The following is a 25,709-nucleotide window of genomic DNA, read 5'->3' as shown; positions in this document are numbered from 1 at the left end:
GAATATATTCTAATCTAGTTTACCATACTTGATTATTTTTTTTGTAAGTTAGGCTGAGTAACCTTCAATGTATCAGCTAAGGAATTCACATTACGAACTCGACGTTTCATCTCACCAAACCCAATGAAGGTTTTATTCTTCTCATCCCACAGACGGAAGTTCAGTGACTTCAGACTCGTACTAAGTGTAATCGTAGTCGCATGATGAAGTGGTGGTGTTGCATTATGAGCCTCTTCCAAATGATAATTCGGTACTTTCGGACTCAAATGATGAACGTGATGGAACCCAATATTACCTGTGAACCATTGAAGGACCTTAGGAAGTTTGTAATACGAGCTTCCGTCTACTGCTGCTTTTACATAATCCCAATCTTCTTCATTCTCAAAGTAGGAATCTTCGAACTGATGCTGTACATAGAACAACCAAATGCCAAGACATCCTGATACGAAGAACACAGGACCTTGAACCAATACAAATGCCTGCCAGCCAATAGCCCAGATTAACAATGAATAAATCACTACAAGAGAAATATTCACTACGTAGGTATTAATACGTTCTTTGCGTTTGGCACCTTTACGATTAAAGCGATATTGAAACAAGAATACACTGATTGGACCCAGTCCAAACATCACTAACGGATTACGATAGAAACGATATGCTAAACGACGCATCTTAGACGCCTCTAAATATTCATCTATGGTAAGAAGCCACATATCTCCTGTACCCCGTTTATCTAGATTACTACTTGTTGCATGATGCATGGAGTGCGTATATTTCCACTGCTCGTAAGGAACTAAAGCTACAATACCTGTAATCGTTCCAACGATTTTATTGGTTAGTTTATTTTTGAAGAAAGATTGATGCGTACAATCATGGAAAATAATAAAGGTTCTGATTACAAACCCAGAGGTGACAATTGCAAGTGCTAACGTCAACCAGTAGGATACGGAAAGACTCAGATAGGCTCCATACCAAAGTACCACTAAGGGTCCTAATGTATTTATTAGCTGTCGAACACTTGACTTCATCTCGGTTTTTTCAAAAGGGGCTACCTTTTTCCGTAAGTTGACTTGTTTAGCCTCGGTCATCTTGTATTTTCCTCCTCAGATACCACGCTTTTAAAGAACGTATCATAACGTAAGCGTAGTTTACTCTCATCATTATAATCAAGTAACTGCGACCGTTGTAGTCATAAACGTCAAGTCGTGAGTATGACAAACGTCATGTTTGCTGTAAATTTATATCTTTATTCTGATCTATTTGTAATTTTCTATTTACAAATACTACGTTATGGGTTATTTTAACATTAAGTAATATTTAAATGTTATGATATTCCAATTAATATTCAGTAAATCCAAACAAATGTTCCTAGGAGGTCAACATGAAGGATCTATTAAATAAAAATATCACTTTTTCTTATAACGAGGCGTTAGAAATGATTGTCTCCATGGGGATGGTCGCTTGTGAAGGGCAATTACTCGCACTGGCAGAGGAATTCAAAATTGAGCTGGATCCTCTCGCTTCGTCCTTTCATGATGAGACACACGAAAGATTGTCACCTCATACACTGCGAGAACTTCAGTTCTTCTTCCAATACCACTTCATACACAAAGGACTTGATTATGCCTTCTACGAATCCATCTGTTCATCAACGGAGGGACTTTCTGCTGAAGAATGGATTACGATCCTAGCACAAAGTCCTGCTGATAAAGTCGTGGCACAAATGGTATACGGCGTATATTGGGATCAAATGGAAGATCTTCTTCAAGGACAAGAATGGGATGCTATTAAGATGGACCTTCGTATACTATCTGAACTCGTGCATGACACGAAACCACAACAAGAGCTTATCCAAGCTCATGAACCTTTACTTGAATGTCTTGCCCACCCTGAAGAGACGAAACTACGGTATATGCAACTTATACGTCTGTTCTACAATGATGCCTTTGTACACTGGCGAGAACGCTTCAAGGAAGAGTCAGAATGCGCTTCAGTAATATATCAAGCTCAATTCCATGCCAATCCTGAGCGATTCATTCGTGATCTGAATAAAGTCGAACCTGCTGTTTATGACATCCCTACAAATTTTCATATTAGTTTCATATCACAAGTAGGTAACCACCACCTATCCTTTAATACAGGAACCTCTTGGAACGCATGGGTTATCTTTGGTATTCATAACGATCGCGTATTCGGACCCGCTGCTGATCGAGAGAAGACCGAGTTGTTCTTAAAGGCATTCTCCGATAAAAGGCGTCTCGATTTCTTACTATTACTACAAGAACGCCCCCATTATGGGCAGGAAATAGCGACGAAACTAGGTATTACCCCAGCCGCAGTCAACTATCATAGCAACTTCTTATTCTTCTTAAATCTTCTTGAAATGAAGAGGGAAGATCATCGCATGTATTACCATCTTAATATGGATAAACTTAGGGAGTTGTTAGCTTTAACCTCTAGCGTCATGCTCGGTGAGGAATACTAACGAGCCCCAAAATTAGGAGGATCTAACGTGAGTGAAGCAGCAACCGAAAAAGAAACATATAACCGAACGATACCCAATACTTCTAATACTTTGAAACGTTTAATGAAGCTAGGCAAACCTTACTTGGGTCGATATGTAATATTATGCCTGCTATCGGCAATCGTCTCTCTTGCGACTGTTGCCTTAGCTGAATCGTTACGTCGTATTATCAATGCCGCAACCAATCAGGACATGTCATTATTAGTGTCTAGTGCCATATTCGGTGGCGTGGTCATTATCGTAGATGCTGGTGCAAACTTCCTCAGGACTTATTTATCAGGGATACTGGAATTCAAATCTACTTCCACACTCCAAGCCTCTATTCTATCCAAGTTATTAAAAATAAAAACAAAGGAACTGGACCGGTATCATTCTGCCGATCTCATTAGCCGAATCAATGATTCCGCCGTCGTTGCTCAACAGGGTATTAATCAAAAAACAATTGAATTGATAAGCAATCTGATGCAACTTACTTTTCTCCTTACATACCTGTTATCCCTTCAATATGTATTGACTATAGGAACGGTAATCATCTGCTCCATCGTTCCTCTAGTCTTACTCCCATTTACCTCTCGTCTACGTACCATGTATGGGAAAAGACAACAAATCGAATCTGAACAACAAGTTTTCATCCAAGATACGATACAAGGCGCTGAAGTCGTTCGAACCTTCTCACTCGCTCCCAAACTTCAATCTCAATTTGCGCAACGAGTAAAGAAATATTTCAAAGTCCATTTGCCGATATCGCGAATAGAAGCCATTGGGTATAACATGCCCCTAGCAGTTATCCTTTGTGGGTTACTGTATGTTCTATCCTATGGCGGTTACCTCGTTATTGATGGCCGCCTTGATGTAGGTGCCATCGCAGCATTTCTATTTTGTTTCGAGCAAATTACGAATCCCATTTCGCGTCTTGCTAATCTATGGACTGAAATGCAAGTTTCCTTAGCACAGAGCAACCGATTGTTTGAAGTCCTTGATCTGACGGAAGAAGGTGTAGATGTTGAGCATAAGACTGCTCTTGCTATGGATTCGGAAGTCAGCAATCAAGTCGTTAATCGATCTCATGCGATCACGTTCGAACGGGTCGGCTTCCGTTACGGCGATGATCAAGTGTTATCAGGCGTATCACTTTCAATCGAACCAGGGAAGACGACCGCATTAGCAGGTCCTAGTGGCAGTGGTAAAAGCACCCTTCTTAATTTACTTCTTGCCGTTTATGATCCCAATGAAGGATGTATTCGTTCGGGTGATGTATGTTTAAACACAATTCATCCGCGTGTCTGGCGTCATGGTATTGCTTACGTGTCTCAAGAACCCTATCTATTCTCTGGTACGCTGTATGAGAATATCGCTTGGGGAAGAGCAGACGCCACACGTGATGACATCATTAAAGCTGCACAAAGTGCAGGTATTCACGAATTCATCATGAGAACCTCCTTACAATATGAGACCTACATCGGTGAACGCGGGCTCACATTGTCGGGTGGAGAACGTCAACGATTATCTATTGCTAGAGCTTTCGTCAGTGAGCCACAGTTATTGCTACTTGATGAACCTACAGCAGCACTCGATAGCCACAATGAAGAACTTGTTCAACAAGCACTTCAGCAACTTATGTTCGGTCGAACAACTGTCGTTATTGCCCACAGACTATCTACAATTATAGATGCAGATCGCATCTATTATATGGAGTCTGGTTCTATTGTTGAAGCAGGTACACATTACGAATTAATGGCCTCTCAAGGTAAGTATAAAACCATGGTTGAGACCACTTTCTTGAAAGAGAATGTCTTCGTTGAGACTATGGAGGTTAACGTATGAAAGAAACAAGTTCTTCCGCTCAATCATTGAAATATATTCTACCCAGACTTATATCTTATTCGATACCTTACCGTATCGGGCTTATACTTGCCATTCTCCTTCTGTCTGCCAATCTCGTGATGGACATTGGTTTTGCAGTCGTTCAGCAGGTATTCATAGATACGATCAATAACTCAAGTATGGATGCCCTAATGCGTGCGACGGTCATCTGTGCCATAGCATGTGTCATTATTATCTGTTGTATCATGTTACAACATTATTTCCGATACGTTGTACAGAGCCGTATGTCTTGGGATTTCCGTGCCAAACTTTTTGACAAGAGTCACAGAATCCCTTTCAGCCATGTCCAATCCATGCATTCAGGAGATTTGACATCACGCAATAATAAGGATGCAGGTATGGCAATAGGAATGATTAATAGCATCGTATACGATCTAGGATACAATCTTCTTCTCTGCTTTGTTTCATTTCTATATCTGGCTCAAATGGACGTGTGGATCGCGCTTCTAGCCCTTGGTTCAGGACCCATTGTATTTCTTTCTGGCCGTTTCTTTGATCGAAAGCTACGTAAACTATCTACTGAGATCTATAAGAAAGAGGCAGAACTGCGTGGATTATTGCAAGAAACTTTACAAGGAATGAAGGTTGTACGGGCATTTGCTCTAGAAGATGTTCTCCTAAACCGATATGTACTTGAACGTGAGAAGTTGAACCAATTACAACGAAAAAGAACGATCATAAATGGACTTTTGTGGCAATCATCTGCATTTGTCAATAATCTAGTCCTGGTCACTTGCGCTGGGTTGATTGCAATGTCTGCCATAAAAGGTGGAACGACAACCGGTGAAGTACTAGCATTTATCATTCTGATGGGGCGTGTGCAGTGGCCATTTGTCCATATGTCTCAGACATGGGGTGGGGTACAAGAGGCTCTAGGGGCAGCTGATCGCGTGTTTGCTATACTCGAAATGCCTGATGAGGGAGACCTTAAGACTTCTTCAGAACCGACTTCTTCAGAACCTACCACAATCCCCGTAGATTCAGATGTAATCACCGCGTTGTCCTTGGAGAATGTACATTACAGACACCCATCGCTTGATGGAAGCGAATCTTCACTTTTTACAGGCATCCATCTGAATATCGCTGCTGGAGAGACCATCGCCGTTGTGGGACCGAGCGGATCAGGGAAGACGACACTAGCGCGATTATGTTGTGGGCTGTACGAACCCCATATCGGTAACATTTCCATTTACGGAAAGTGTGTGCATGATCAATTAGAAGAAACACGCGCAATGATTACGTATGTACCCCAGACCCCCTATTTGTTCTCTGGTACCATACGAGACAACATTGCTTTCAGCGCAAGTGATGCGACAGAAGAAGAAATTATTGAAGCAGCCAGACTAGCAGGTGCAGAAGACTTTATTTCAAAAATGCCCGCGGGCTACGATACCCTGATAGGAGAACATGGTTCAACCTTATCCGGTGGACAAAGACAACGTATAGCCATTGCTAGAGCCTTCCTTCGTAATGCTCCACTTCTTCTTCTGGATGAGGCTACTTCCGCTTTGGATAATGAATCTGAGCGGATTGTTCAACAATCTCTTGATTTACTTATGAAGGATCGAACAACGGTCGTCATTGCACACCGACTATCTACGGTACGAGAAGCTACTAGAATTATCGTGTTAGATCAAGGTAGGATCATAGAGGAAGGATCTCACGAAACGTTATTAGCGTTAAACGGACTGTATGCCGAACTATACAACATTCAGTTTAGATCGTCAGAAGATGAAATCATTGATAAAATATCTTCTTTCTCCTCAAGCTAACTATAATAAAACGGTAGACCAAGCAACACTTTGGCCTACCGTTGTTCTATACTTTATTCATGATACGAATTGAATCCATTACACCATGATAAACTCACATGAATTTCTTGGATACTCAGTACCCTCAATTCGAACGGCTTCCACCGTAAAGGATTCTACTCTACCCATAATGACTAGCTTTTGTTCGATCCATACCTCTATATTTCTTTGAAAAGTAATCGATCTTTGAAAATCTGTATCTAGTGAACAACTTTTTCTGATCATAACTCTACTCCATTCTTATGGAAAACTCCGCGATTTGAGATAAATTCTTACAAGTAGTATATCATTTTCCCTGTCCAATACTAAGACCCCTTCGATTCATTTCGTAGGGGTCTTAATCTAGTTAGTTATATTTATCGTAATTAAAGCGCACTTCCGCCGAACAAGAATCGTTTCTCCCAGTGAGTTCCACTAATTTTGCTAATCGTAACGCCACCGGATTCCTTAGAATAGGTATGAAGAATCTCTCCATTTCCTAAGTAAATTCCTGTATGTGTAATGGTAGCATTGGCTTTGTTCGCACTTGAATAAGCTGATGAACTTGTTCCTTTATAGGACATGAAGAACATGACATCCCCGCGTTTGAGCTTGGACACATCCTTCACAACCGTACCTTTAGCCTTCACGTAATTGCCTTGAGCTCTTGAATCCGCTGGTAACTTTATCCCAACACCGTCAATGAAAGCCTGGCGTACAAAGTCCGAGCAATCGAATGTAGAGGTATTAGAGCGGCTTGAACCATACTCATAAGGGGTTCCTAAATACTTCTTCCCTGCTGCAATCACTTTCTCAACGCTATTGTTAATAGTAGCGTTAGTATTCGTGCCTCCTGAAACTTGTTGCGTATATTTAGACGACGAAGAAATATAACCAACTTTTCCTTTCGTATCCTTCACTTTAAGCCATGATGTTCCGGATTTCCCAAGAACTTCGACCTTCTCACCTTTAGGGATCATTCTAATAATCGTTGACGTACTGGAAGGAGCCTGACGTAAATTCACTCCCCAAGTTACCTTTGAGGTTGTTGTTGTAGCAGCCTCTACTTGTTGTACAAAAGCTGTTGTGGACAAGCTTCCGAACAGCATTACTGCTGTTAGTGATGCAGTTATCACTTTTTTACTAATCATCATGTTGTTATTACCTCCTGAGATGCTAATGTTCCTGCATTGCTTGTCCCCATTGTAGAGTTCTTCCTGCCTACAGATAATCGGTCTATGGTCTCAATTCAATATTTCTAATTCAGGTACAAAGAACTGTAATGTAATAAATAAAAATCATAAATATTCCAATTATAACAAGTGAAAACTTTGTAACCAAAAGGTTAAATTATTGTAACTATTATGTCACACCGCTACTTTCGTCCACACATACGAGAAAAATAGACACAAAAAACAGGACTAGGTATTTAGACCTATTCCTGTTCAATCCAATATTATAAATTTACCATTAATTACTATGAAATATTCATAAAAATCAGCATCAAATATAGCCACATTCTAATACGGATCACTAAACTGATGTAAACTGGCTATTATATAGATCAGCATAATGCCCACCACTCGCTAACAACTGTTCGTGGCTTCCACTTTCAACGACATCGCCGTTCTTCATATACAGAATCAAGTCTGCTTCTCTAATCGTGGAAAGTCTATGCGCAATCACAAAGCTTGTTCTACCTTCAATCATCTTCTGAAAAGCCTTCTGAATTCGAATCTCAGTCCGAGTATCAATACTACTGGTTGCCTCATCTAAAATTAACATCGGTGGATCGACTAACATGACACGTGCAATCGTCAGAAGTTGTTCTTGTCCTTGGGATAGACTTCCTCCCGCACCCGTAATTAGCGTGTCATATCCCTCTGGTAATCGCTTAATGAAGCTATGCGCATGGGCTGCTTTTGCTGCCGCAATGACCTCTTCGTCAGTCGCATCCTGTTTCCCGTAGGCGATATTATCCCGTATGCTAGCCCCATATAACCACGTTTCTTGAAGCACCATACCGAAATTCTGCCGCAAGCTATCTCGTGTGATTTCATTTATGTTGATGCCATCAATCATGATTACCCCGCCGTTCACATCATAAAACCTCATGAGAAGATTTACCAATGTCGTCTTACCTGCCCCCGTCTGACCGACGATAGCAATACGTGTTCCTGGTTGTACTACCAGGCTGAAGTTCGTGATCAGAGGCCGATCCGGTTGATATGCGAACTTCACCTTATCAAAGGTGATTGTCCCTTTACTCTGTGTCAACTGAAGTGCATTGGCTTGATCAGGTTGTTCAGGCTCCAAATCAAGAACTGAGAAAATACGCTGCGAAGATGCCGTTGCCGATTGAAGTTGTGTTAATACGCCCGTAATTTCATTGAATGGCTTAGCGAACAAGTTCGAGAAGATGAGGAAGCTTGATAGTTCCCCGACCGATACCGTGTTTAGAATGACAGCCATGCTACCAATGATGGCAATAATCGAGAAGGTAACGTTGTTCACTAAGCGGGTTGCTGGATTGGATAGAGAACCATAGAATTGGGATCGCATTCCCTTTTCATATAAAGCTTGATTCTTCTTCTCGAACTCAGCAAAAGAACGCTCCTCGTATTGAAATGCTTGCACGACCTTTTGTCCACCAATCATTTCTTCCACATACCCATTTAATCCACCTAGAATGGTGGCTTGTTCACGAAATAGTTGTTGTGAACGCGTCGTAATGAACCGTGCCACATAGTACGATACCGGAGCCGAGATCAGAACAACCAGGGTCATCATCGGACTGATATACAACATGAATACTATTGCTCCAACAATGGTTATGACACCTGTAAGCAATGTTGAGAATCCTTGAAGAAGTCCATCAGACACAGCATCCATGTCATTAACAAATCGACTTATGCTATCACCTTGCGGGTGATTATCATGGTAACTTAATGGAAGAACATTTAACTTATCAAAGAGCTCACGTCGCATATCATACACCGTCTGGTAAGCGATACGATTCGTCAAGTTGATTAACATCCACCCAAAGAGACTACCGATAACATATACAATCGCTAATATAATCAATAACCTTCCAATAGCATCGAAATGGACTTTACCCACACCAATCATTTGATCGACCGTTTTACCAATCAACAACGGACCAATCAGACTTGCGACCACACTTACAACAGCACATACCACTACCCAAATGGCATTTTTTCTATATTGTCCGGCGTACGTTAAGAGTCTATTCCATGTTTCCTTCGTATTCATTTGCGTGACTCCTCACTTGAAAGTTGGGAAAGGTTAATTTCTTTATAAACCTCGCAACCCGTCATCAGTTCATCATGTGTGCCTATACCAGCAATCCGGCCTTCCTCAAAAACAATAATTTTATCAGCATGCTGCACACTGCTGACCCGCTGCGACACCATAAGCACAGTCATATGTACACTGTTTCCCCTCAATTCACGTCTTAATGCTGCATCTGTTGCAAAGTCTAACGCACTTGATGAATCATCTAGAATAAGAATGTGTGGCTGAGCTACTACGGCACGAGCAATCGTCAACCGTTGCTTCTGCCCACCTGATAAGTTAATTCCTCCTCTAGATACCTTGGTGTTATAGCCTTCCGGAAGCTTTAGTATAAATTCCTCAGCCTGCGCAATAGCGGCTGCCTTCATGATCTCATCGTCTGTTGCATGCGCGCTACCCCAACGGATATTCTCCGCAATGGTACCCGTAAAGAGCAAGGCCTTCTGCGGAACAATACCTATTCGACTTCGTAATTGTTGCAACGAGTAATCCTTCACATGAACTCCATCTATCCATATATCTCCTTGTGATGCCTCATAGAACCTTCCGATTAGGTTCACAAATGTTGATTTCCCCGATCCCGTACTACCGATAATTCCAATGGTATCTCCATGTGCAATCTCAAGTGTTACGTTCTCAAGCGCCAAGTCACCCATCTTATTGTAGCCAAAGGAAACATGATCAAATTGAATGGCAGGTACATTTATCCTATTAGTCACATTAACCGAACCAACATCTCCATGATCAGGTATGGAAGTCGTTGTCGCTAGCACTTCATTAATTCTGGCAGCTGAGGATGCGGCTTTCGTGAAAATAATGACAAGGTTCGATACTACGATCAATGCCAACAAAATTTGCGTTATATAGTTGATAAAGGCAATAATCTCACCTTGTGAAAGTTCACCCACATTAATGTGGATACTACCCACCCATAGTATAGCGATGATAGCTGTATTAACGACGAGGGTTGTCATCGGGTTTAATAAAGCTGAAATTCGACCTACCCGAATAGCTGTCCGAGTTAAATCCTCCGAGGATTCATTAAATCGCGCTCTTTCTTGTCTACTCTTTGCGAATGCGCGAATAACTCGTACACCCGAAAGATTCTCACTTAATACAAGTGCAATTCGGTCTAACTTCTGCTGATATGTTCGATATATTGGCGCTGTACGTGTGATGATAAAGTATAAGATAATACCAAACACAGGTGTAGCTACCAGTAAAATAAGTGATAATCTGAAATCTAAGATCATCGACATGATAATCGCACCAATACAAATAAATGGCGCTCTGATAACCAGACGTATCAGCATGGCGACAGCTAATTGAAGCTGATTAACATCATTTGTTATCCGATTTATGAGTGTAGATGTACCATACTTATCCATCTCCGCATAAGACAGTGAAGAAATATGTTTGAATAGCTTGTTACGCAGTGTAGTTCCGAACCCTTGTGAGGCACGCGATGCATAATACTGACAGATCAGTGAACAGCCAAATCCCACGATCGATAGTAATAGCATGAGTCCACCCATCTTAAATACATAAGAAGTATCCCGCATTCCTATACCTTTATTGATCATAAGCGCCACGATGGTTGGAAGTAATAGTTCAAATATGGCTTCCAATAGCTTGAAAATTGGGCCAATAATAACCTCTTTCTTGTACGCTCTTAAATATACAGCTAGCTTAAACAACGTTAATCATCACCTAACGTAAGAATTAGTTGGAGCATTTGACTATTATTAAGTATTAATTATGATTATTGCATAGCCTATATCATATTAAAAATATTCGTTTCGTATCCTTTCGATACTTTTTTCATATCTCAAGTTACTACAGGAGGACTCATATGGATATCAGACAGCTTAAATATTTCCTTGCTATAGCTGAAGAAGGTCAAATTACCTCAGCAGCCAAGAAACTTCAAATGGCACAACCCCCACTAAGTCAACAGCTCAAGCTTTTGGAAGAAGAGCTTGGTGTTATGCTTGTGGAACGCAAACCACGTAGTGTTCAACTCACGGATGCAGGGATTATCCTACGGAACAGAGCACAACAAATCTTAGAGCTAACCGATTCTACAGCTAGGGAGATCACGGATTTCGTAAAAGGTCTGAAGGGTACACTCTCCATTGGCACAGTCTCCTCTTCGGGTGCAACGCTTTTGACGGAAAGTCTCTCCAAATTTCACAAGACCTATTCGGGAGTCAAGTTTGAAATCCATGAGGGAAATACCTTTATGATTATCGATCTCTTATCGAAAGGAATTGTTGAAGTAGGCATTGTAAGGACTCCTTTTAACACATCCAATCTCGAATACAGATACGCACAGTCTGAGCCCATGATCGCTGTCATGACACAGGAATATGATTGGGCAACCACCGAAGACACCATTGATGTGAAGGAATTAATAGATAAACCACTCATCATTTACCGCAGATTTGAACAACTTATTCGCGACACTTGCTTGAAGGAAGGATTTGATCCTGTCATCTTTTGCAAGAATGATGATGCACGTACAACACTATTCTGGGCAAATGCAGGGCTTGGTATCGGTATTGTTCCTAAATCGGCTCTTAGCCTTGCAAATCGTGAGAATCTAATCTATAAAGAGATCCGAAACGAAGCATTACGAACACAAATCGCGGCCATCTGGATAAAAGATAAATATATTTCCTCTCTGGCAACCAAATTTATCGAAAATTTCGGTCAACATTAATAACCCTATTGGGCTTTTCGTTCATCTAATTGCTGTGGGGTATTGTGATTGCTGAATAATTGGCTATCGTGTGGTGAACCCTAACATTCATGATCCAAATAAGAATCAAAAAAGGAGGACTCATGAATATCTGGAATATGACTCGAATACTAACTATATTCGCTATAGCCAATCTATTCATCAACACTACATATGCGGAGCCTCATTCTACCTTAAGTAAAGGACGAGAATATTATGAGAAACGTGGTGATATCGTATGGGAAGTTCCCACAAGGAACAAAGTTATTGCCCTTACTTTTGATGACGGACCCGATTATACGAAAACCCCTGCGATCCTTAATCTTCTTAAAAAATATGAAGCCAAAGCCACTTTTTTTGTCGTAGGTAATCGTGTAGAAAAGTATCCCGAAATTGTAAAAAGAGCATTTCTCGAAGGACATGAGATCGGCAATCATTCCTTTGATCATGCTTCTTTTCAGAATATCCCTAGAACTAAACTACTTAATGAATTAACTCGAACACAAGAAGCGATATATAAAGCTACAGGGCAAAAAGCCACGCTATTTCGTCCACCCGGTGGTAGCTATAACGAATCTGCTGTTAACATCTATAAAGACAATCAATTGTTGATGATTCTCTGGTCATGGGATCAAGATACCAAGGATTGGATGAGTCCCGGTGTAAACAAAATTGTGAATAAGGTCCTTAATAACGTTGATAATGGTGATATCGTATTGATGCACGACTTTGTCCATAACAGTGTACAAACGGTTGATGCCTTACACATCATTTTACCCGAATTAATCAAGAGAGGTTACTCATTTGTAACGGTCTCCGATCTAATCTCAAATAAAGAAAATGTAGGACAAGACTTAAGAGTCACTCACTAATCATTCAACAGACGAGACTGCAGCCTATCTTTTATAGAGATAGTACTGCAGTCTTTTTCATTTATTAAACAAAATATTCTATTGACTTTGACGTTACGTCAAGGTGTACGCTTATGTAGTCAGGGAGGTGAGCTCATGGAATATACCGTACAGAAGTTAGGTTACATGGCAGGTATTAGTACAAGAACTTTAAGATATTATGATCAGATTGATTTACTTAAACCCGCTAGAACGAATTCATCAGGATATCGCATTTATGGTCAACCCGAAGTTGATCGGTTACAGCAAATTCTTTTTTTCAGGGAGTTAGGAGTGAGTCTTGACAGAATTAAAGAAATCATGACTTCCCCCTCCTTTGATGGGAATAAAGCACTGATAGAACATCGTGCGAAACTTCTTGAGAAACGATCACAATTAGATCAATTAATCGCTAATGTTGATTCAACCTTAGCCCACTCCGAGGGAGGAATAACAATGACAAATGAAGAGAAATTCGATGGGTTCAAACAGATTTTAATCGACGATAACGAGAAGAACTATGGTAAGGAAATTAGAGCGCAATATGGTGATGAATCCATTGATCTAACTAATCAGAAGATGATGAACATGACGGAAACACAGTATGCTGATGTTGAACAATTAGAAGCTGCTGTCCATGAAGCTCTTGCTAAAGCGATGATCACAAGTGATCCCGCAAGCGAACCCGCGCAACAAGCTGTAGATCTTCATCGCCAATGGTTGAGTTGTTATTGGACTACGTATAGTAAGGAAGCTCACGCTGGGTTAGCTCAAATGTATGTGGATGATGAACGATTTACTGCCTATTACGATGATAAACAACCTGGAACAGCCGCATTCTTAAGAGAAGCAATACTTATATACACGGCGTAAAATAGTCATATATTGTTAAGAAATTATGTTATAATTAGGAATAAGTTATGAAGGGGAGTCGGAGCATTCGGCTCCCTTATTCATGTACACATAACCAAGTAGACGGGACACAACATATTAAAGGAGGTTACATATGTTAAACCGCAAATCATTATTGTGGAGAATCGTTCATTCATGGTGGATACTGCTAACCCTTATTTTCTTCTTATACTGGTCAGCTTTCTTCTACATTGCCATGAGGGTGAAAAGTAAACCGTTTGCGATTTGGGGCGTTGTTTATGCTGTAACTTGTTTTGGAGGATTGGCACTTATATCCTCAAACGAGCAAGAAAGTTGGCAAATGAACGTAGGAGTACCCCTTCTCCTCATCAGTTGGATTATTAGTATCATACACGCCTTTAAGGTTAGAAAAGAATATCTCCTTCGATTAGAAGCTCGGCAATTATCTTCCTTAAGAGAAGAGAAAGAACTGAAGCGCAAGATTGAAGATGAGTACGGCGTTGACTTCAACCTCAATACAACTGAGCCGGAACATTCGAAACGTCCTCTTCCTCAAACCGTCCCAACAAAGGGCAATTTAATTCGACAATCATCACACAATGAGTAGTAATAAATACATAGGATCTGATCTGGATCAAATGCAAATAACGGCTCATGAAGAAGACTTGGAGGTTTATTTATGATGAATAAGTCAAGTAAAAGTTTATTGTGGAAATTAGCGCAATCTTGGTGGATTTTACTAACCTTCAGCTTTCTTTTTAATGGGATTGCCTTCTTCTATATTGGCTCGAAGGTGAAAAATAGACGTTGGACAATGTTTGGAGCGATTTACTCTTTCCCCTTCATTTTCATGATCATAGCCGTAATCATTGATCCAGAAGTCGGGTTAATAGCAACAATAGCAGTAAGTTCACTTTATGTAGGAGGGTTATCTTCTATGGTTCACGCCTTCATCATTAGAAAAGAGTTCCTTATTCGATTAGAAGGTCAGCAGTATTTAAAAGAAGATCACTTACGTCAGATCGCATCTGAATACGGGCTGAATTCTAATGAGGATCATTTTAAAAGACCAAAACCTACAACGGTACCTTCAAGAGGCCCCCTGATTCGGCAATCTTAATTTAACAATAGAACTCGTAAGGTGATTGGGTTATTGGGAGGCTGGCGATTTACAATGAATAAGACGCGTAAGGGATTATTGTGGAAATTAAGACACTCATGGTGGATATTATTAACCTTCACATTTATTTTGAATTGGGTTGCTTTTATATATATTGGTATGAAAGTGAAGAACAAAAGCTGGACAAAGTATGGCTTGATATATGCTATCCCCTTCTTTTTAAGTTTAATAAGTGATTCATTTATTGAGAACAAAAGTGTTAATACTTTATGGGGTGGCGCTTTTCTAGTAAGCGGTGTCATTTCTATTTCACATGCCTTTAAGATTAGGAAAGAATTCTTAACCCGATTAGAAGCTAGTGAGTTGGCCAAGAAATATGCAGATACGATGCTTATAGATCAGATTGAATCTGAATACGGACTAGGATCTGAGATTCATTCTGATAGAGCAGTACCAGCAACGGTGTCTGACAGAGGGCCACTCACTCGACAATCGTAATATGAACATTCGAACATGATTAAGATGACTTGAATTTGGAGGATTATCGATAATGAATAGGCAACCTAAAGGATTCTTGTGGAGAATAGCACACTCATGGTGGATATTGTTACCCTTCACTTTCTATTTCAACTGGATTGCCTTTATATATGTAGGGTGCAGAGTACAACATAAGCGCTGGGTTATGTATGGAACACTCTATGCAATTCCTTTTTCTCTCGTGTTGGTTGCTATAATATTTAGAATTCATTCCAATATTTTAACTTATGTATGGTCATATTCTCTTTTAATCGGTGCCTTTACGTCTATGATACACGCTTTTAACATTAGAAAAGAATTCTTAGCTCGATTAGAAGCTCGTCACTACGGCATATCCTATGTAGATAAGCCCCTCATACTCATACATCAGAATGAATCTAACTATGGACTGAATACGGAATATCCTACAGTTTTTCAGTACGATGGACCTGTTCCCAAGACAGTAATCACAAAAGGCCCCCTCATTAGGCAATCGTAATAACAAATAGAAGCCCCAACCACACAAGGTGGTCAGGGCTTCTATTTGTTATGCAACGCATAAAGCTATAAACACTAGCTAATTAGTCAGAATGACAGTGGCGTAGGCTTCGTTTTTCTTATTTTTATGACAATTATACATGCAATTAAGATGATCACTGTAGCCAGAATACTTCCTTCTGCTCCAAATTCTCCTCCTGAAATGAGACTATTTCCTTGTGTACTTATTGAGATAATTGTCTTGCTATCCGTACCTGAGACAGCAAATCCAAAGATATTTCCTTGGAAGAAATTCCACGTCAGATGAAATCCAATCGGTAACCATATCCCACCTGTCAATTCACGTGTAACCGCAAAGAATATTCCAATTAGAAATATATTGATAAGTGTAAAAGGCGTTGATAAAATTCCAGGATTCATAATATGTAGTAATGCGAAAAGGATAGACGAATGGATAATAGCTCTATTCGCCCCATAATGATTTCTTAATAATCCTTGAATGTAACCCCGAAATAAGATTTCTTCACTAAACGCTACTAGAATAAACAAACCAAAGCTAATGCCAACCCCACGAAGTGTTTCGGAATCATATTGAATGGAGTCGATCTGCAACCCATTAAACAGCCAAATTACGAGAAAACTCATACTTATCAATAAAATGCCTGCCATTAATCCTTGTACCATACTTTTCACTGCATAGGACTGTTGTAATCCCATACTCCATTTATTCTTTTTCTCAAAAATCACATATGTTAGGAATGGGGCTAGCATCATACTTACCGTTGAGATAAGGATTGAACTTGATGTAGTCATTTCTCCCCCGTTAGAAACAGAAAGTAACATTGATCCTAAAGCTAGTACAATAGCAAAGATAAAAAAGGTCAATAGGATCTTTCCGGTAATGATTGATCTCTTTTTCATTTGAACCTTAAACCTCCTTGAGATATGTATTAAAGTTAATTAACTTAACTGAATAATTATATTATAAAATATTCCAATACACTATTAATAAATAGATAAAGTTCCTCAATATCCCAAAAATTATATTAATTAAAAGCCTTCACACTTCTAAAAACTAACAAAAACCCACCCTGAATTACAATCTCAGAGTGGGTATCAACTTATTATTCAAAAGATTACTTCTACATCACAGCCGGATTCAAAACAAAGTTCGCCTTCACAACACCAATCTTTACATTTCTCGCATTCAGTACGGGTGCATGGATGTAATCTTTCAGCAATTCATTTGTGGTATCGTCACCGATCCCCAGTTGTCTTAATACTTCCATCGCCGCAACGCCTGCTGCACGATCCGTTCCATCCTCAGTCTTAATAGCGATTCCAATACCTCGATCGACGATGCCTATACACTGTACCCCTTCAGCCCCTAGTTTAGAGACGATATTCCCTTTAAAGGTTCTCATGACATCCGTATCAAACCGTTTCGTTCCAGCAACCATTTCCGGTCGCTCCATCATCGCATCTCGGATGGTAGATAACGCCTTAGCTCTCTCCTCAGTTACTGTTCCCTCTGGATGTGCCAATCGAGCGAAGCCGAGTGCAGCATTATAGAGTGGGATTTGGTGTACTGGCAGACCACAACCATCTACACTAATACCTATTTGTTCCTTAGGAAACTGACAGACTTCTTCAATCACCCTTAGAATTCGCTGTTGAACTGGATGCCCGATCTCAGGGTACGTGTGAATATCCTCATTCATATGCACCGCTGTAGCCAGCATCCCAGAATGTTTACCCGAGCAATTACTGAATATGGGGGTGAGTTCCTTACCTTCTCGAATCAGCTGTTTGTAACTAGCTGAATCCCTCGGCACATGGGTCCCACACTGTAGATCACTTTCTCTCAAGTTGGCTCTTCCAAGAATATTCATCACGGCTTCACGATGAAATGTCTCCCCACTATGGGATGCACAACTTATTGAAATCTCCGCAGCGTTATATCCCAATGCCTTCGCTGTGCCCGTCTCTACCAGTGGAACGGCTTGAAATGGCTTCATAGCCGAACGCGGAAACGTCAATCGGTTCGGATCTCCATATGAATACAGTAGCTTTCCTTCATGGTTTACTACAGCTACGTGAATGTGGTGTGAACTCTCAACAAATTCCCCTCTAAACACTTCAATTGCTTCAGACATATAGGTTATCTCCTTTTGTACTTCTTATGCGCCGTTCTCTTATTATGAACCAACAACTTATTTTATCATAAATATTATCATAGGAAAAAGGAACATCGATTGACCATAGTGGTCATCGATGTTCCTCCCAGAATATCTATTACGATCAAGCCAATATATGATCGATTCGTGTAAGTTCCTCGTCGGTGAAGGTTAGATTATTGATTGTACCTACAGCATCTTCAATTTGGCTAACCTTACTTGCCCCAATCAGGGCAGAAGTGACATGTCCACCGCGAAGTGTCCAAGCTAATGCCATTTGGGACAACTTCTGTCCGCGTTCCAATGCCATATCATTAAGTTTGGCCACCTTAGCCAATAGATCTTCGGTCAGTTCCGAAGGATTCATGAATACGCTCGGACCCGCAGCTCTCGAGTCTGCCGAGATACCATTTAAGTAACGATCCGTTAGAATGCCTTTATGTAATGGAGAGAACGCAATAGAACCTATTCCTTCCTCCTCTAACACATGAAGTAACCCTTGTTCAGGACCGCGTCCTAACATCGAATATTGTGGTTGGTGAATCAAGCATGGTGTTCCTAGTCTTCTCAGAATACGTGAGGCTTCGATCGTCATCTCAGGTGAATAATTCGAGAGTCCAACATAAAGTGCCTTCCCTTGACGAACGACTAAATCGAGTGCAGCCATCGTCTCTTCAAGGGGTGTATCTTGATCTGGTCTATGGTGATAGTAAATATCCACATAGTCGAGTCCTAATCTAGTTAAGCTTTGATCAAGACTTGCAACGAGGCTTTTCTTGGATCCCCATTCTCCGTAGGGTCCCGGCCACATGTAATATCCCGCTTTAGTCGAGATAATCATCTCATCACGATAAGCCTTTAAATCTTCCCTTAAGAGTCTGCCGAAAGTCTCCTCTGCTGAACCTGCGGGCGGACCGTAGTTGTTAGCTAGATCGAAATGTGTAATCCCTAAATCGAACGCTCTTCTTATCATTGCTCGTCCATTCTCAAACGTATCTATTCCTCCGAAATTATGCCACAATCCAAGTGAAATCGCTGGTAACTTCAATCCACTTGTGCCACATCTTCTATATGTCATCATTTCATAGCGCTTATCATCTGCTGAATATACCATTCATAATCACTCCTTCACTATTATCATACTTATTATAGGCAACACTTTGATAATATCCCATGACAGGAAGGACGCAGTTTATGGATTAATGTCTGATTTATGAATGTTGTTTTGATACTTTTTCGGAGAAACTCCTATTACCTTCTTGAACATCCGGGAAAACAATAACGGATCATGATATCCAACCGATCTTGCCACCTCTCCAATTGTGAATTCTCTCATGGCAAGGAGTTCACATGCCTTATTCATACGGTAATGAAGCAAGTATAGACGAGGTGGCACGTCGAGTGCTTTTTTGAAAATCGTGCTTAGATGTTTACGGTCAAGCCCCAGAGAATCAGCATGACTCTCCAATGAGATATCTTCGCTGTAGTGCGTATGTAAGAATTCTAGCGTTTGATGTACATAGGCTTCTTGTCTCCCCGACATCAGAATAGGAACAGAGGAATCAGAAGTTACTTCCACCCATGATGCCATGAAATCATATAAAATAGCCTGCAAACGTAAGTCTACAGCTCCACTCGCCAGATCAACACTTGTTAACTGATCATATAACGTTGGCATCACTCGATTATCCATTGGAAAAATAGGGCTCGTTGGAGATACCAAGGTTCGACTCAGAATCTCTAGCACGTCCGTCCCCTCGAATCCAACCCATGAATATGTCCATGGTTCGTCATGGTCTGCTTCGTAATAGTAGACTACATTAGGAATGATCAGGAACGCCTGACCTGCTACAAGCGTATGTGTGTCTGTTCCTACACGAACGCTTCCCTTCCCTTTATGTATGAAATGTATCTTATATACGTCTCTGACACCTGGTCCTACAGTATGTCCCGGCGCACAATCTTCCTTGCCCCAAAACAGTAGGTGGAGATTACGTGAGGATTCCGATGGACGAAATGGATTGAACTGAAATATAGCCATAAGGTATTCCTCCCCACTTGCCGTATGTTACAACATTCAAATCCTTATTGATGACGAAGCGTACTAACATCTGGCGTTCTGACTTTAACAAATTTACGAGGATGAGAAACAATGATCGGTGCAGACTCTCCCGCTTCTACCATTCTTGCGATCAGTCTAGCGCGAAGATGATCAATGATATCTCCGTAAGTTTCCATATTGATTAAGTTATCTAGTTCATATGGATCAGCATGCAGATCATAGAACATCGCTTCCTCGTAACTGTCAGATCCGGCATCGTCCACAGCGTGTTTGTCGCTCGCAACGACACAATATTTATAGCGATCGGTACGGATCGATCTAGCTACTTGGGACTCACTGATCTGGACGAACACTTCCTTCTGCCAATCCTCCCTTTCTCCCTTAACCAACGGAAGGATGGAGTGCCCTTGCATATCTTCTGGCACCCTAATTCCTGCGGCATCAAGCAGCGTCGGTGGAAGATCGATTAGACTTACTAACTCATGAAGCTGACCACCTGATTTGAACCCGGGACCGTACAGTGCAGACGGTACACGGATAGAACTGTCATGGCAGGAACGCTTATATTCTCCGTTTCGAGTTTTAAAATGACAGCCATGATCGGATGTAAATAAAACAATGGTATTTTCCATCATATCCAAACTACGGAGTGTATCAAATAATCTTCCTAAAGCTTCATCAAGGCGTTTGACCATGCCGTAATAACCTCCAAGACTCCTTCCGGCATTCCCTCTTAGTTCCTCTAAATCTGGTGGCATCCATCGACCTGCATATCGCTCAGCATAACCATGTGGAGCGGGGTAATTATCAAAGTTGTTCTGATGATGCGGCTCTAGGAAAGAAAGAAACAAGAAGAACGGATTATCCTTTTGAGCGTCGATATATCGTATAGCTGCATCTGTAAAAGCATCCACGCGATATCCTGGTAGCTTCACTTCCTCACAATCATTATTGTATACAACGGTATCATAAGCATCAGAAGAAAACTCTAGTATGTTCGATCCAAGCCAATATTCGTAGCCTCCACGCTGTTCAATAGGTACCGGCTCATCTTCTGCTAAATGCCATTTCCCTATATACCCAGTTTGATAACCTGCATCCTTGAAATAATGAGCCAATGTTGGGGTAGTCTGCGGTAATGGAATGTCATTCCTGTAGCAACCCGTTGTGGTAGCGTACTTGCCGGATTGCAAACAAGACCTAGCAGGACCACACACTGGCTGACAGGTAAAGCTATTATAAAGATGTGTGCCTGCCCCAGCCATCCAATCAAAATTTGGCGTAAGATCAAGCGGATTACCATGAACTCCTGTTGTATCCCATCTTTGCTGATCTGTGAAAAATACAATAACGTTAGGTTTACGAGCTTCTCCCATAGTCATATCTCCTCCAATATTAATATGTAGACCTTTTTACTCGATTTGGTTACCAGTTCGTTCTTCGTTCCGGAAGTGGATCTTGATCTTGGATAAGCCGGTGAGTGAGCATCTCCATCAAATTAAGTTTTAGCTCGCGTGACACGTGATCAAAAAACAGATTGCAACGCTCGTCCGGATCTTCTAGCAAATCATACAGCTCGCCGTACGCCTCACCAGCGAACACAACAAGCTTGTAACGGTCCGTCCGCAAGCATTTCGCTTGAATGCCGCGATCGTGTGCATCATAAGAGGTGATGGCAGAATCCCGTACGTATATCTTCTGCCTATTAAGTACGTCCAATTGTGATAAGCCCTGCACGCCATATGGCCGTTCTAGACCTATCGCATCCAGTAGTGTAGGTACGATATCGACATGCTCCATCAAGGCGTTTGTTCTTGTTCCCTGTGCAATTCCAGGACCTCGAATAATCATGGGAATACGTGTCAAACCTTCGTAGAACCACGGTCCTTTGTACATCAACCCATGATCGCCGAGCAATTCCCCATGGTCACTCGTAAACACGACCAGAACATCATCGTATATGCCCTTTTGCTGCCAAGCGTCCTTGATACGCCCGATTTGCTCGTCTATAAACGTGATCATTCCATAATAATTGCGGATTAATCTTCCTAGATGTTCTTCAGAGTACGGATGTGGTTCTCCTCCTCCTGGCCAATAACCGTTTGAACTTTGATGAAGTAGGTGCTTCGGCCGGAGCTTCAACTCATCAGGTTCGGAGCGTGGGATTACAATATCTGCGTCCTCATACAGCTTGGCATAAGCTTTAGGTGGATCAAATGGATGATGAGGATCTACGAAGCTCGTCCATAGAAAAAGCGGTTGTTGCGTATCATGCGCCATGATTGCATCAATACTCTTCTCTGCCATCCAGTAGGTCTGGTGAAGCTCCGCCGGCATGTCGCTCTCCCAAACATCATGTTCTGCATCCTTAGACCGGTATCGATCTAGTTCAAAGCGCTCTGCTACACGCGGATCACGTAGTCGAAGCCAGTCCAGATACTCACCCATCACGTTATCCTCGGAAATGTGATGTTCGTCCAAGCCATAATAAGTGTTGTCCTTTTCCCTGCCGCGATCACGAATAGCCACGTCTTCTGGCTCGGAGGAAAAGTCCGTCTTGCATTGCGGGCGAAAATGCATCTTCCCAACACCAACTGTCCGATAGTCCTCCTGTTTCAAATAATCGCCTAACGTTATCTCATTCTCATCTAGTGATACACCGATATTCCATGCACCATGGACATGGGGATACCGACCTGTGAAGATGGAAGCTCGAGATGGCGTACATACAGGGCTCGCACAGTAAGCATTTGCCATTACGGTTCCTTCCGCAGCCAACTTATCAAGCACGGGGGTCCGAATTGTGTTATTTTCGGTTCCTATAGCATCGGCGCGCATCTGATCAGTGGTAATCAGCCAAATATGCGTTTTGTTTTTGCTTTTCATTATTCTCCCATCCCTCCTCATTGTTGTGAGAATTCGTTACTAGTATCCGCTGCACAACGAAAGCCGATATTACCTGATGAGCTGTCTGGCGTATTCTTGCTTCTGGCTGCTACACGATAACGGTTACAATAGGATTTATGGCATAAGAACGAGCCTCCGCGCATGGAGCGTTCCGTACCTTTTATCGGTCCTTTCGGGTTTACGATTTCAGATGACAAGTGATAGTTCGGTGTAAACCAATCCTTACACCATTCCCATGCATTTCCTGACATATTGTAGAGACCATACCCGTTGGGAATATAGGACCGTACAGGTGCGGTACCTACATAACCATCGCTGGCATGATTTTTGTCCGGAAACTTTCCTTGCCAAATGTTACATCGATGCTCCCCATTAGGTTTCAATTCATCCCCCCACGGATATCGTTTTTGATTAAGCCCCCCTCGGGCTGCGTACTCCCACTCTGCTTCCGTTGGAAGGCGTTTGCCTGCCCAGCGACAATAGGCGTCGGCATCGTGCCATGACATATGGACAACCGGATGCAAAAGGCGGTCGTTCACATGGGAATCCGGGCCTTCTGGATGACGCCAATACGCTCCCTCTACCACCCACCACCATGGGGTTTGAGAGGCCACTTGAGTAACCTTCTTACCAGTCTCTTCGGAAATAAAAGAGTGAAATACGTAAGACCAGCCGAAACGTTCTGCATCCGTAACGTAGTTTGTTTCGTCAATGAAAGTAGCGAACTGTTTATTTGTAACAGCGGTTTCATCTAGCAAAAAGTTGGAGACGCTAACGTTCCTCACGGGTCCTTCCCCATCTGCTGGGAATCCTTCCTTGTCTTCCGTCCCCATTAGAAATGTGCCTCCCGGTATAAGGAGCATACCCGACAAATCCTTCACCCTTGTGAAACTTTGTGCAGGTTGGTTATCCCTACATATAACGTTGGTTCCATTTCCCTCGACTTGATTACGGCTAGCTGAGCAGCAAGCCTTCATGTTCTCAAGCATGTGCAAGTCTCCTATCTTAGGTAGTAAGTAGTATTTGCTTAAAATAATGCAATTCCAAGAATTCCAGAAGCAATAATGACCGTAAGTGGATGTAGCTTATATTTAACGAGGCTGTAGAGTGCAGCAAATACGATGATAAGCGTAATTGGCGTCTGCCAACTAATAAATGACTGATCCTTACCCATAAATCCAAAATGAATCGCGGCATACGCAATCAATCCCGTAATCACTGGACGCAAACCATAGAACGAAGCTTTAATCCATTGGCTATTCCTCACCTGATAAAAGAAAACAGATATTAAAATGATGAGCACAAAAGAAGGTAGAACCATGCCTAATGTCGATGCAATCGCTCCCTCGATACCAGCTACACGATATCCGATCAATGTTGCACTATTGGTCGCGACTGGGCCTGGCGCCATCCCAGCGATGGATACTACCTCTTGAAATATCGCTTCTGATAACCATCCGCCAGTAATGGCTTCATGCTGAATCATCGGAATAATCGCGTACCCTCCTCCAAAGGAGAGCAATCCAACTTTTATAAAAGTGACAAACAGATCCCAAATCACATCATGTCCCCCCTAGATGTAATACTCCACATACTGCGCCTCTTCCCTCGAATAGTCCAAGCGCTCCTTTTCTGTCCGCACTTGTAGCCCTAACAGCTGTTTAACTTGCAACAATATAATCCCGATAAACAAACCAATGGCAATCATATAAATCGGGTTGATATCGGCTACAAGTAAAACAAGAAGCACGATAATAGCCATTGCACAAGTGGTCTTGTCGAACACTGCATTTTTGGCCATCCTATACGCAGCTAACAAAATCAAGGCAATAACCGCACCGTGAATGCCCTTCATCGCTGCAGCGACTTTCGGTTGATCGGCCAACTGCGAATAGCCTGAACTAAGTAAACAAACAATGATAAACGTTGGGATCGTAATCCCTGCTATAGCTGCTATTGCCCCAGATATCCCCCCAAGTCGATAACCAATAAACGCCGAGGCGTTCACCCCTACACCACCTGGAGCAGAACCGGCCAAAGAGAGGATATCATCCATCTCCGCTTCACTCAGCCATTTTCGTTTGGCTGTAATTTCTCGCTCTATCATCGGGATCATTGCATAACCACCCCCGAAGGTAACGGGAGCGATCCGCAAAAAGGACCAAAACAATTGGAACAGAAGAATTACCCTTGCCTTAGCATTTGTTCTCATTAACTTCCACCCTTAATTCTGTCTTATATATTTAGTATAACACTTTTTCTCAAAATGGAATTAAGTTTTTTAGATTAATTATTATGGTTTTCTATATAGAAAAATATTGTTCGCTGTTGGTAATAAACCCTTACAAAAATCACTATGAAATACATTTGATTCAATGTGAGTTATACTGGATTTACTTTTAATTATCAAAAA

General features: G+C 41.6%; 24 protein-coding genes. 10 read left to right on the top strand and 14 right to left on the bottom strand.

Features of this window, described 5'->3' with window-relative positions; genetic code table 11:
* Nucleotides 1-32: 32 nt before the first annotated feature.
* Entirely contained in the window at nucleotides 33-1,088 is a 1,056-nt protein-coding gene (desA, locus tag PBAT_RS03485) for a Delta(5) desaturase DesA (protein ID WP_068646599.1), read from the bottom strand.
* 293 nt (nucleotides 1,089-1,381) lie between these two features.
* Here desA and PBAT_RS03480 point away from each other — a divergent pair, with 293 nt between their 5' ends.
* From PBAT_RS03480 to PBAT_RS03470, 3 genes are read left to right on the top strand one after another with little or no spacing between them, the layout of a single operon-like run.
* Nucleotides 1,382-2,485 (top strand): ArsR/SmtB family transcription factor, encoded by a 1,104-nt coding sequence (locus PBAT_RS03480; RefSeq protein ID WP_068646597.1) that lies wholly within the window; start codon nucleotides 1,382-1,384, stop codon nucleotides 2,483-2,485.
* 27 nt (nucleotides 2,486-2,512) lie between these two features.
* Nucleotides 2,513-4,348 (top strand): ABC transporter ATP-binding protein, encoded by a 1,836-nt coding sequence (locus PBAT_RS03475; protein WP_068646596.1) that lies wholly within the window; start codon nucleotides 2,513-2,515, stop codon nucleotides 4,346-4,348.
* Nucleotides 4,345-6,180, top strand: coding sequence for an ABC transporter ATP-binding protein (locus PBAT_RS03470; RefSeq protein WP_068646592.1), 1,836 nt, complete (start codon nucleotides 4,345-4,347; stop codon nucleotides 6,178-6,180). The genes PBAT_RS03475 and PBAT_RS03470 overlap by 4 nt, the downstream gene beginning before the upstream one ends.
* 78 nt (nucleotides 6,181-6,258) lie before the next feature.
* Here PBAT_RS03470 and PBAT_RS03465 read toward each other — a convergent pair whose 3' ends face one another.
* The 4 genes from PBAT_RS03465 to PBAT_RS03450 form a co-directional block, all read right to left on the bottom strand.
* Entirely contained in the window at nucleotides 6,259-6,444 is a 186-nt protein-coding gene (locus tag PBAT_RS03465; protein ID WP_068646591.1) for a hypothetical protein, read from the bottom strand.
* A gap of 140 nt (nucleotides 6,445-6,584) precedes the next feature.
* The gene (locus tag PBAT_RS03460) at nucleotides 6,585-7,352 is read right to left on the bottom strand and encodes a C40 family peptidase (protein ID WP_068646589.1); all 768 of its coding nucleotides are present in this window, start codon (nucleotides 7,350-7,352) and stop codon (nucleotides 6,585-6,587) included.
* Nucleotides 7,353-7,731: 379 nt separating this feature from the next.
* The gene (locus tag PBAT_RS03455; protein WP_068646584.1) at nucleotides 7,732-9,471 is read right to left on the bottom strand and encodes an ABC transporter ATP-binding protein; all 1,740 of its coding nucleotides are present in this window, start codon (nucleotides 9,469-9,471) and stop codon (nucleotides 7,732-7,734) included.
* Nucleotides 9,468-11,210: an ABC transporter ATP-binding protein gene (locus PBAT_RS03450; protein ID WP_068646583.1), complete on the bottom strand. Its 1,743-nt coding sequence runs from the start codon at nucleotides 11,208-11,210 to the stop codon at nucleotides 9,468-9,470. Before PBAT_RS03450 ends, PBAT_RS03455 begins: the two co-directional genes overlap by 4 nt.
* A 155-nt stretch (nucleotides 11,211-11,365) precedes the next feature.
* Between PBAT_RS03450 and PBAT_RS03445 the strand changes: the two genes are divergently transcribed.
* The 7 genes from PBAT_RS03445 (at nucleotide 11,366) to PBAT_RS03415 (ending at nucleotide 16,151) form a co-directional block, all read left to right on the top strand.
* The gene (locus PBAT_RS03445; RefSeq protein ID WP_068646581.1) at nucleotides 11,366-12,235 is read left to right on the top strand and encodes a LysR family transcriptional regulator; all 870 of its coding nucleotides are present in this window, start codon (nucleotides 11,366-11,368) and stop codon (nucleotides 12,233-12,235) included.
* A gap of 122 nt (nucleotides 12,236-12,357) precedes the next feature.
* The gene (locus PBAT_RS03440) at nucleotides 12,358-13,125 is read left to right on the top strand and encodes a polysaccharide deacetylase family protein (RefSeq protein ID WP_068646579.1); all 768 of its coding nucleotides are present in this window, start codon (nucleotides 12,358-12,360) and stop codon (nucleotides 13,123-13,125) included.
* 135 nt (nucleotides 13,126-13,260) lie between these two features.
* Nucleotides 13,261-14,016 carry a MerR family transcriptional regulator gene (locus tag PBAT_RS03435; RefSeq protein WP_068646577.1) on the top strand — a complete coding sequence of 252 codons (756 nt, stop codon included), beginning with the start codon at nucleotides 13,261-13,263 and terminating at the stop codon, nucleotides 14,014-14,016.
* A 133-nt stretch (nucleotides 14,017-14,149) separates the two neighbouring features.
* Nucleotides 14,150-14,623, top strand: coding sequence for a hypothetical protein (locus PBAT_RS03430; protein ID WP_068646575.1), 474 nt, complete (start codon nucleotides 14,150-14,152; stop codon nucleotides 14,621-14,623).
* A gap of 72 nt (nucleotides 14,624-14,695) precedes the next feature.
* On the top strand, nucleotides 14,696-15,136 hold the full coding sequence (locus PBAT_RS03425; RefSeq protein WP_068646571.1) for a hypothetical protein: 441 nt from the start codon (nucleotides 14,696-14,698) through the stop codon (nucleotides 15,134-15,136).
* Nucleotides 15,137-15,190: 54 nt separating this feature from the next.
* A complete protein-coding gene (locus PBAT_RS03420) occupies nucleotides 15,191-15,634 on the top strand; it encodes a hypothetical protein (protein ID WP_068646570.1) in 444 nt (147 codons plus the stop codon).
* Nucleotides 15,635-15,686: 52 nt separating this feature from the next.
* Nucleotides 15,687-16,151 (top strand): hypothetical protein, encoded by a 465-nt coding sequence (locus PBAT_RS03415; RefSeq protein WP_068646566.1) that lies wholly within the window; start codon nucleotides 15,687-15,689, stop codon nucleotides 16,149-16,151.
* Nucleotides 16,152-16,237: 86 nt separating this feature from the next.
* Here PBAT_RS03415 and PBAT_RS03410 read toward each other — a convergent pair whose 3' ends face one another.
* The 9 genes from PBAT_RS03410 to PBAT_RS03370 all read right to left on the bottom strand — a co-directional run bounded on the left by PBAT_RS03410 (nucleotide 16,238) and on the right by PBAT_RS03370 (nucleotide 25,508).
* A complete protein-coding gene (locus tag PBAT_RS03410) occupies nucleotides 16,238-17,071 on the bottom strand; it encodes a CPBP family intramembrane glutamic endopeptidase (RefSeq protein ID WP_068646565.1) in 834 nt (277 codons plus the stop codon).
* 221 nt (nucleotides 17,072-17,292) lie between these two features.
* A complete protein-coding gene (locus tag PBAT_RS03405) occupies nucleotides 17,293-18,306 on the bottom strand; it encodes an asparaginase (protein ID WP_068646564.1) in 1,014 nt (337 codons plus the stop codon).
* A gap of 145 nt (nucleotides 18,307-18,451) precedes the next feature.
* Complete coding sequence (locus tag PBAT_RS03400) at nucleotides 18,452-19,441, bottom strand: aldo/keto reductase (protein WP_068646563.1); 990 nt, start codon at nucleotides 19,439-19,441, stop codon at nucleotides 18,452-18,454.
* Between the two features lie 78 nt (nucleotides 19,442-19,519).
* Nucleotides 19,520-20,368 carry an AraC family transcriptional regulator gene (locus PBAT_RS03395; RefSeq protein ID WP_068646560.1) on the bottom strand — a complete coding sequence of 283 codons (849 nt, stop codon included), beginning with the start codon at nucleotides 20,366-20,368 and terminating at the stop codon, nucleotides 19,520-19,522.
* A 44-nt stretch (nucleotides 20,369-20,412) separates the two neighbouring features.
* Nucleotides 20,413-21,765, bottom strand: a complete 1,353-nt coding sequence (locus PBAT_RS03390; protein WP_068646559.1) for a sulfatase family protein — start codon at nucleotides 21,763-21,765, stop codon at nucleotides 20,413-20,415.
* A 49-nt stretch (nucleotides 21,766-21,814) separates the two neighbouring features.
* Nucleotides 21,815-23,275 (bottom strand): sulfatase family protein, encoded by a 1,461-nt coding sequence (locus tag PBAT_RS03385; protein ID WP_068646558.1) that lies wholly within the window; start codon nucleotides 23,273-23,275, stop codon nucleotides 21,815-21,817.
* A gap of 17 nt (nucleotides 23,276-23,292) precedes the next feature.
* Nucleotides 23,293-24,285 (bottom strand): formylglycine-generating enzyme family protein, encoded by a 993-nt coding sequence (locus PBAT_RS03380; protein ID WP_068646553.1) that lies wholly within the window; start codon nucleotides 24,283-24,285, stop codon nucleotides 23,293-23,295.
* A 38-nt stretch (nucleotides 24,286-24,323) separates the two neighbouring features.
* Nucleotides 24,324-24,857 (bottom strand): chromate transporter, encoded by a 534-nt coding sequence (locus PBAT_RS03375; protein ID WP_068646552.1) that lies wholly within the window; start codon nucleotides 24,855-24,857, stop codon nucleotides 24,324-24,326.
* Nucleotides 24,858-24,869: 12 nt separating this feature from the next.
* The gene (locus tag PBAT_RS03370) at nucleotides 24,870-25,508 is read right to left on the bottom strand and encodes a chromate transporter (protein ID WP_068646551.1); all 639 of its coding nucleotides are present in this window, start codon (nucleotides 25,506-25,508) and stop codon (nucleotides 24,870-24,872) included.
* Nucleotides 25,509-25,709 lie beyond the last annotated feature (201 nt).

This window comes from Paenibacillus antarcticus (assembly GCF_001637225.1).
Classification (GTDB): domain Bacteria; phylum Bacillota; class Bacilli; order Paenibacillales; family Paenibacillaceae; genus Paenibacillus_AQ; species Paenibacillus_AQ antarcticus.
Note: the sequence above shows the minus strand (reverse complement) of the source record. Positions and strands in the feature narration are given on the sequence as shown.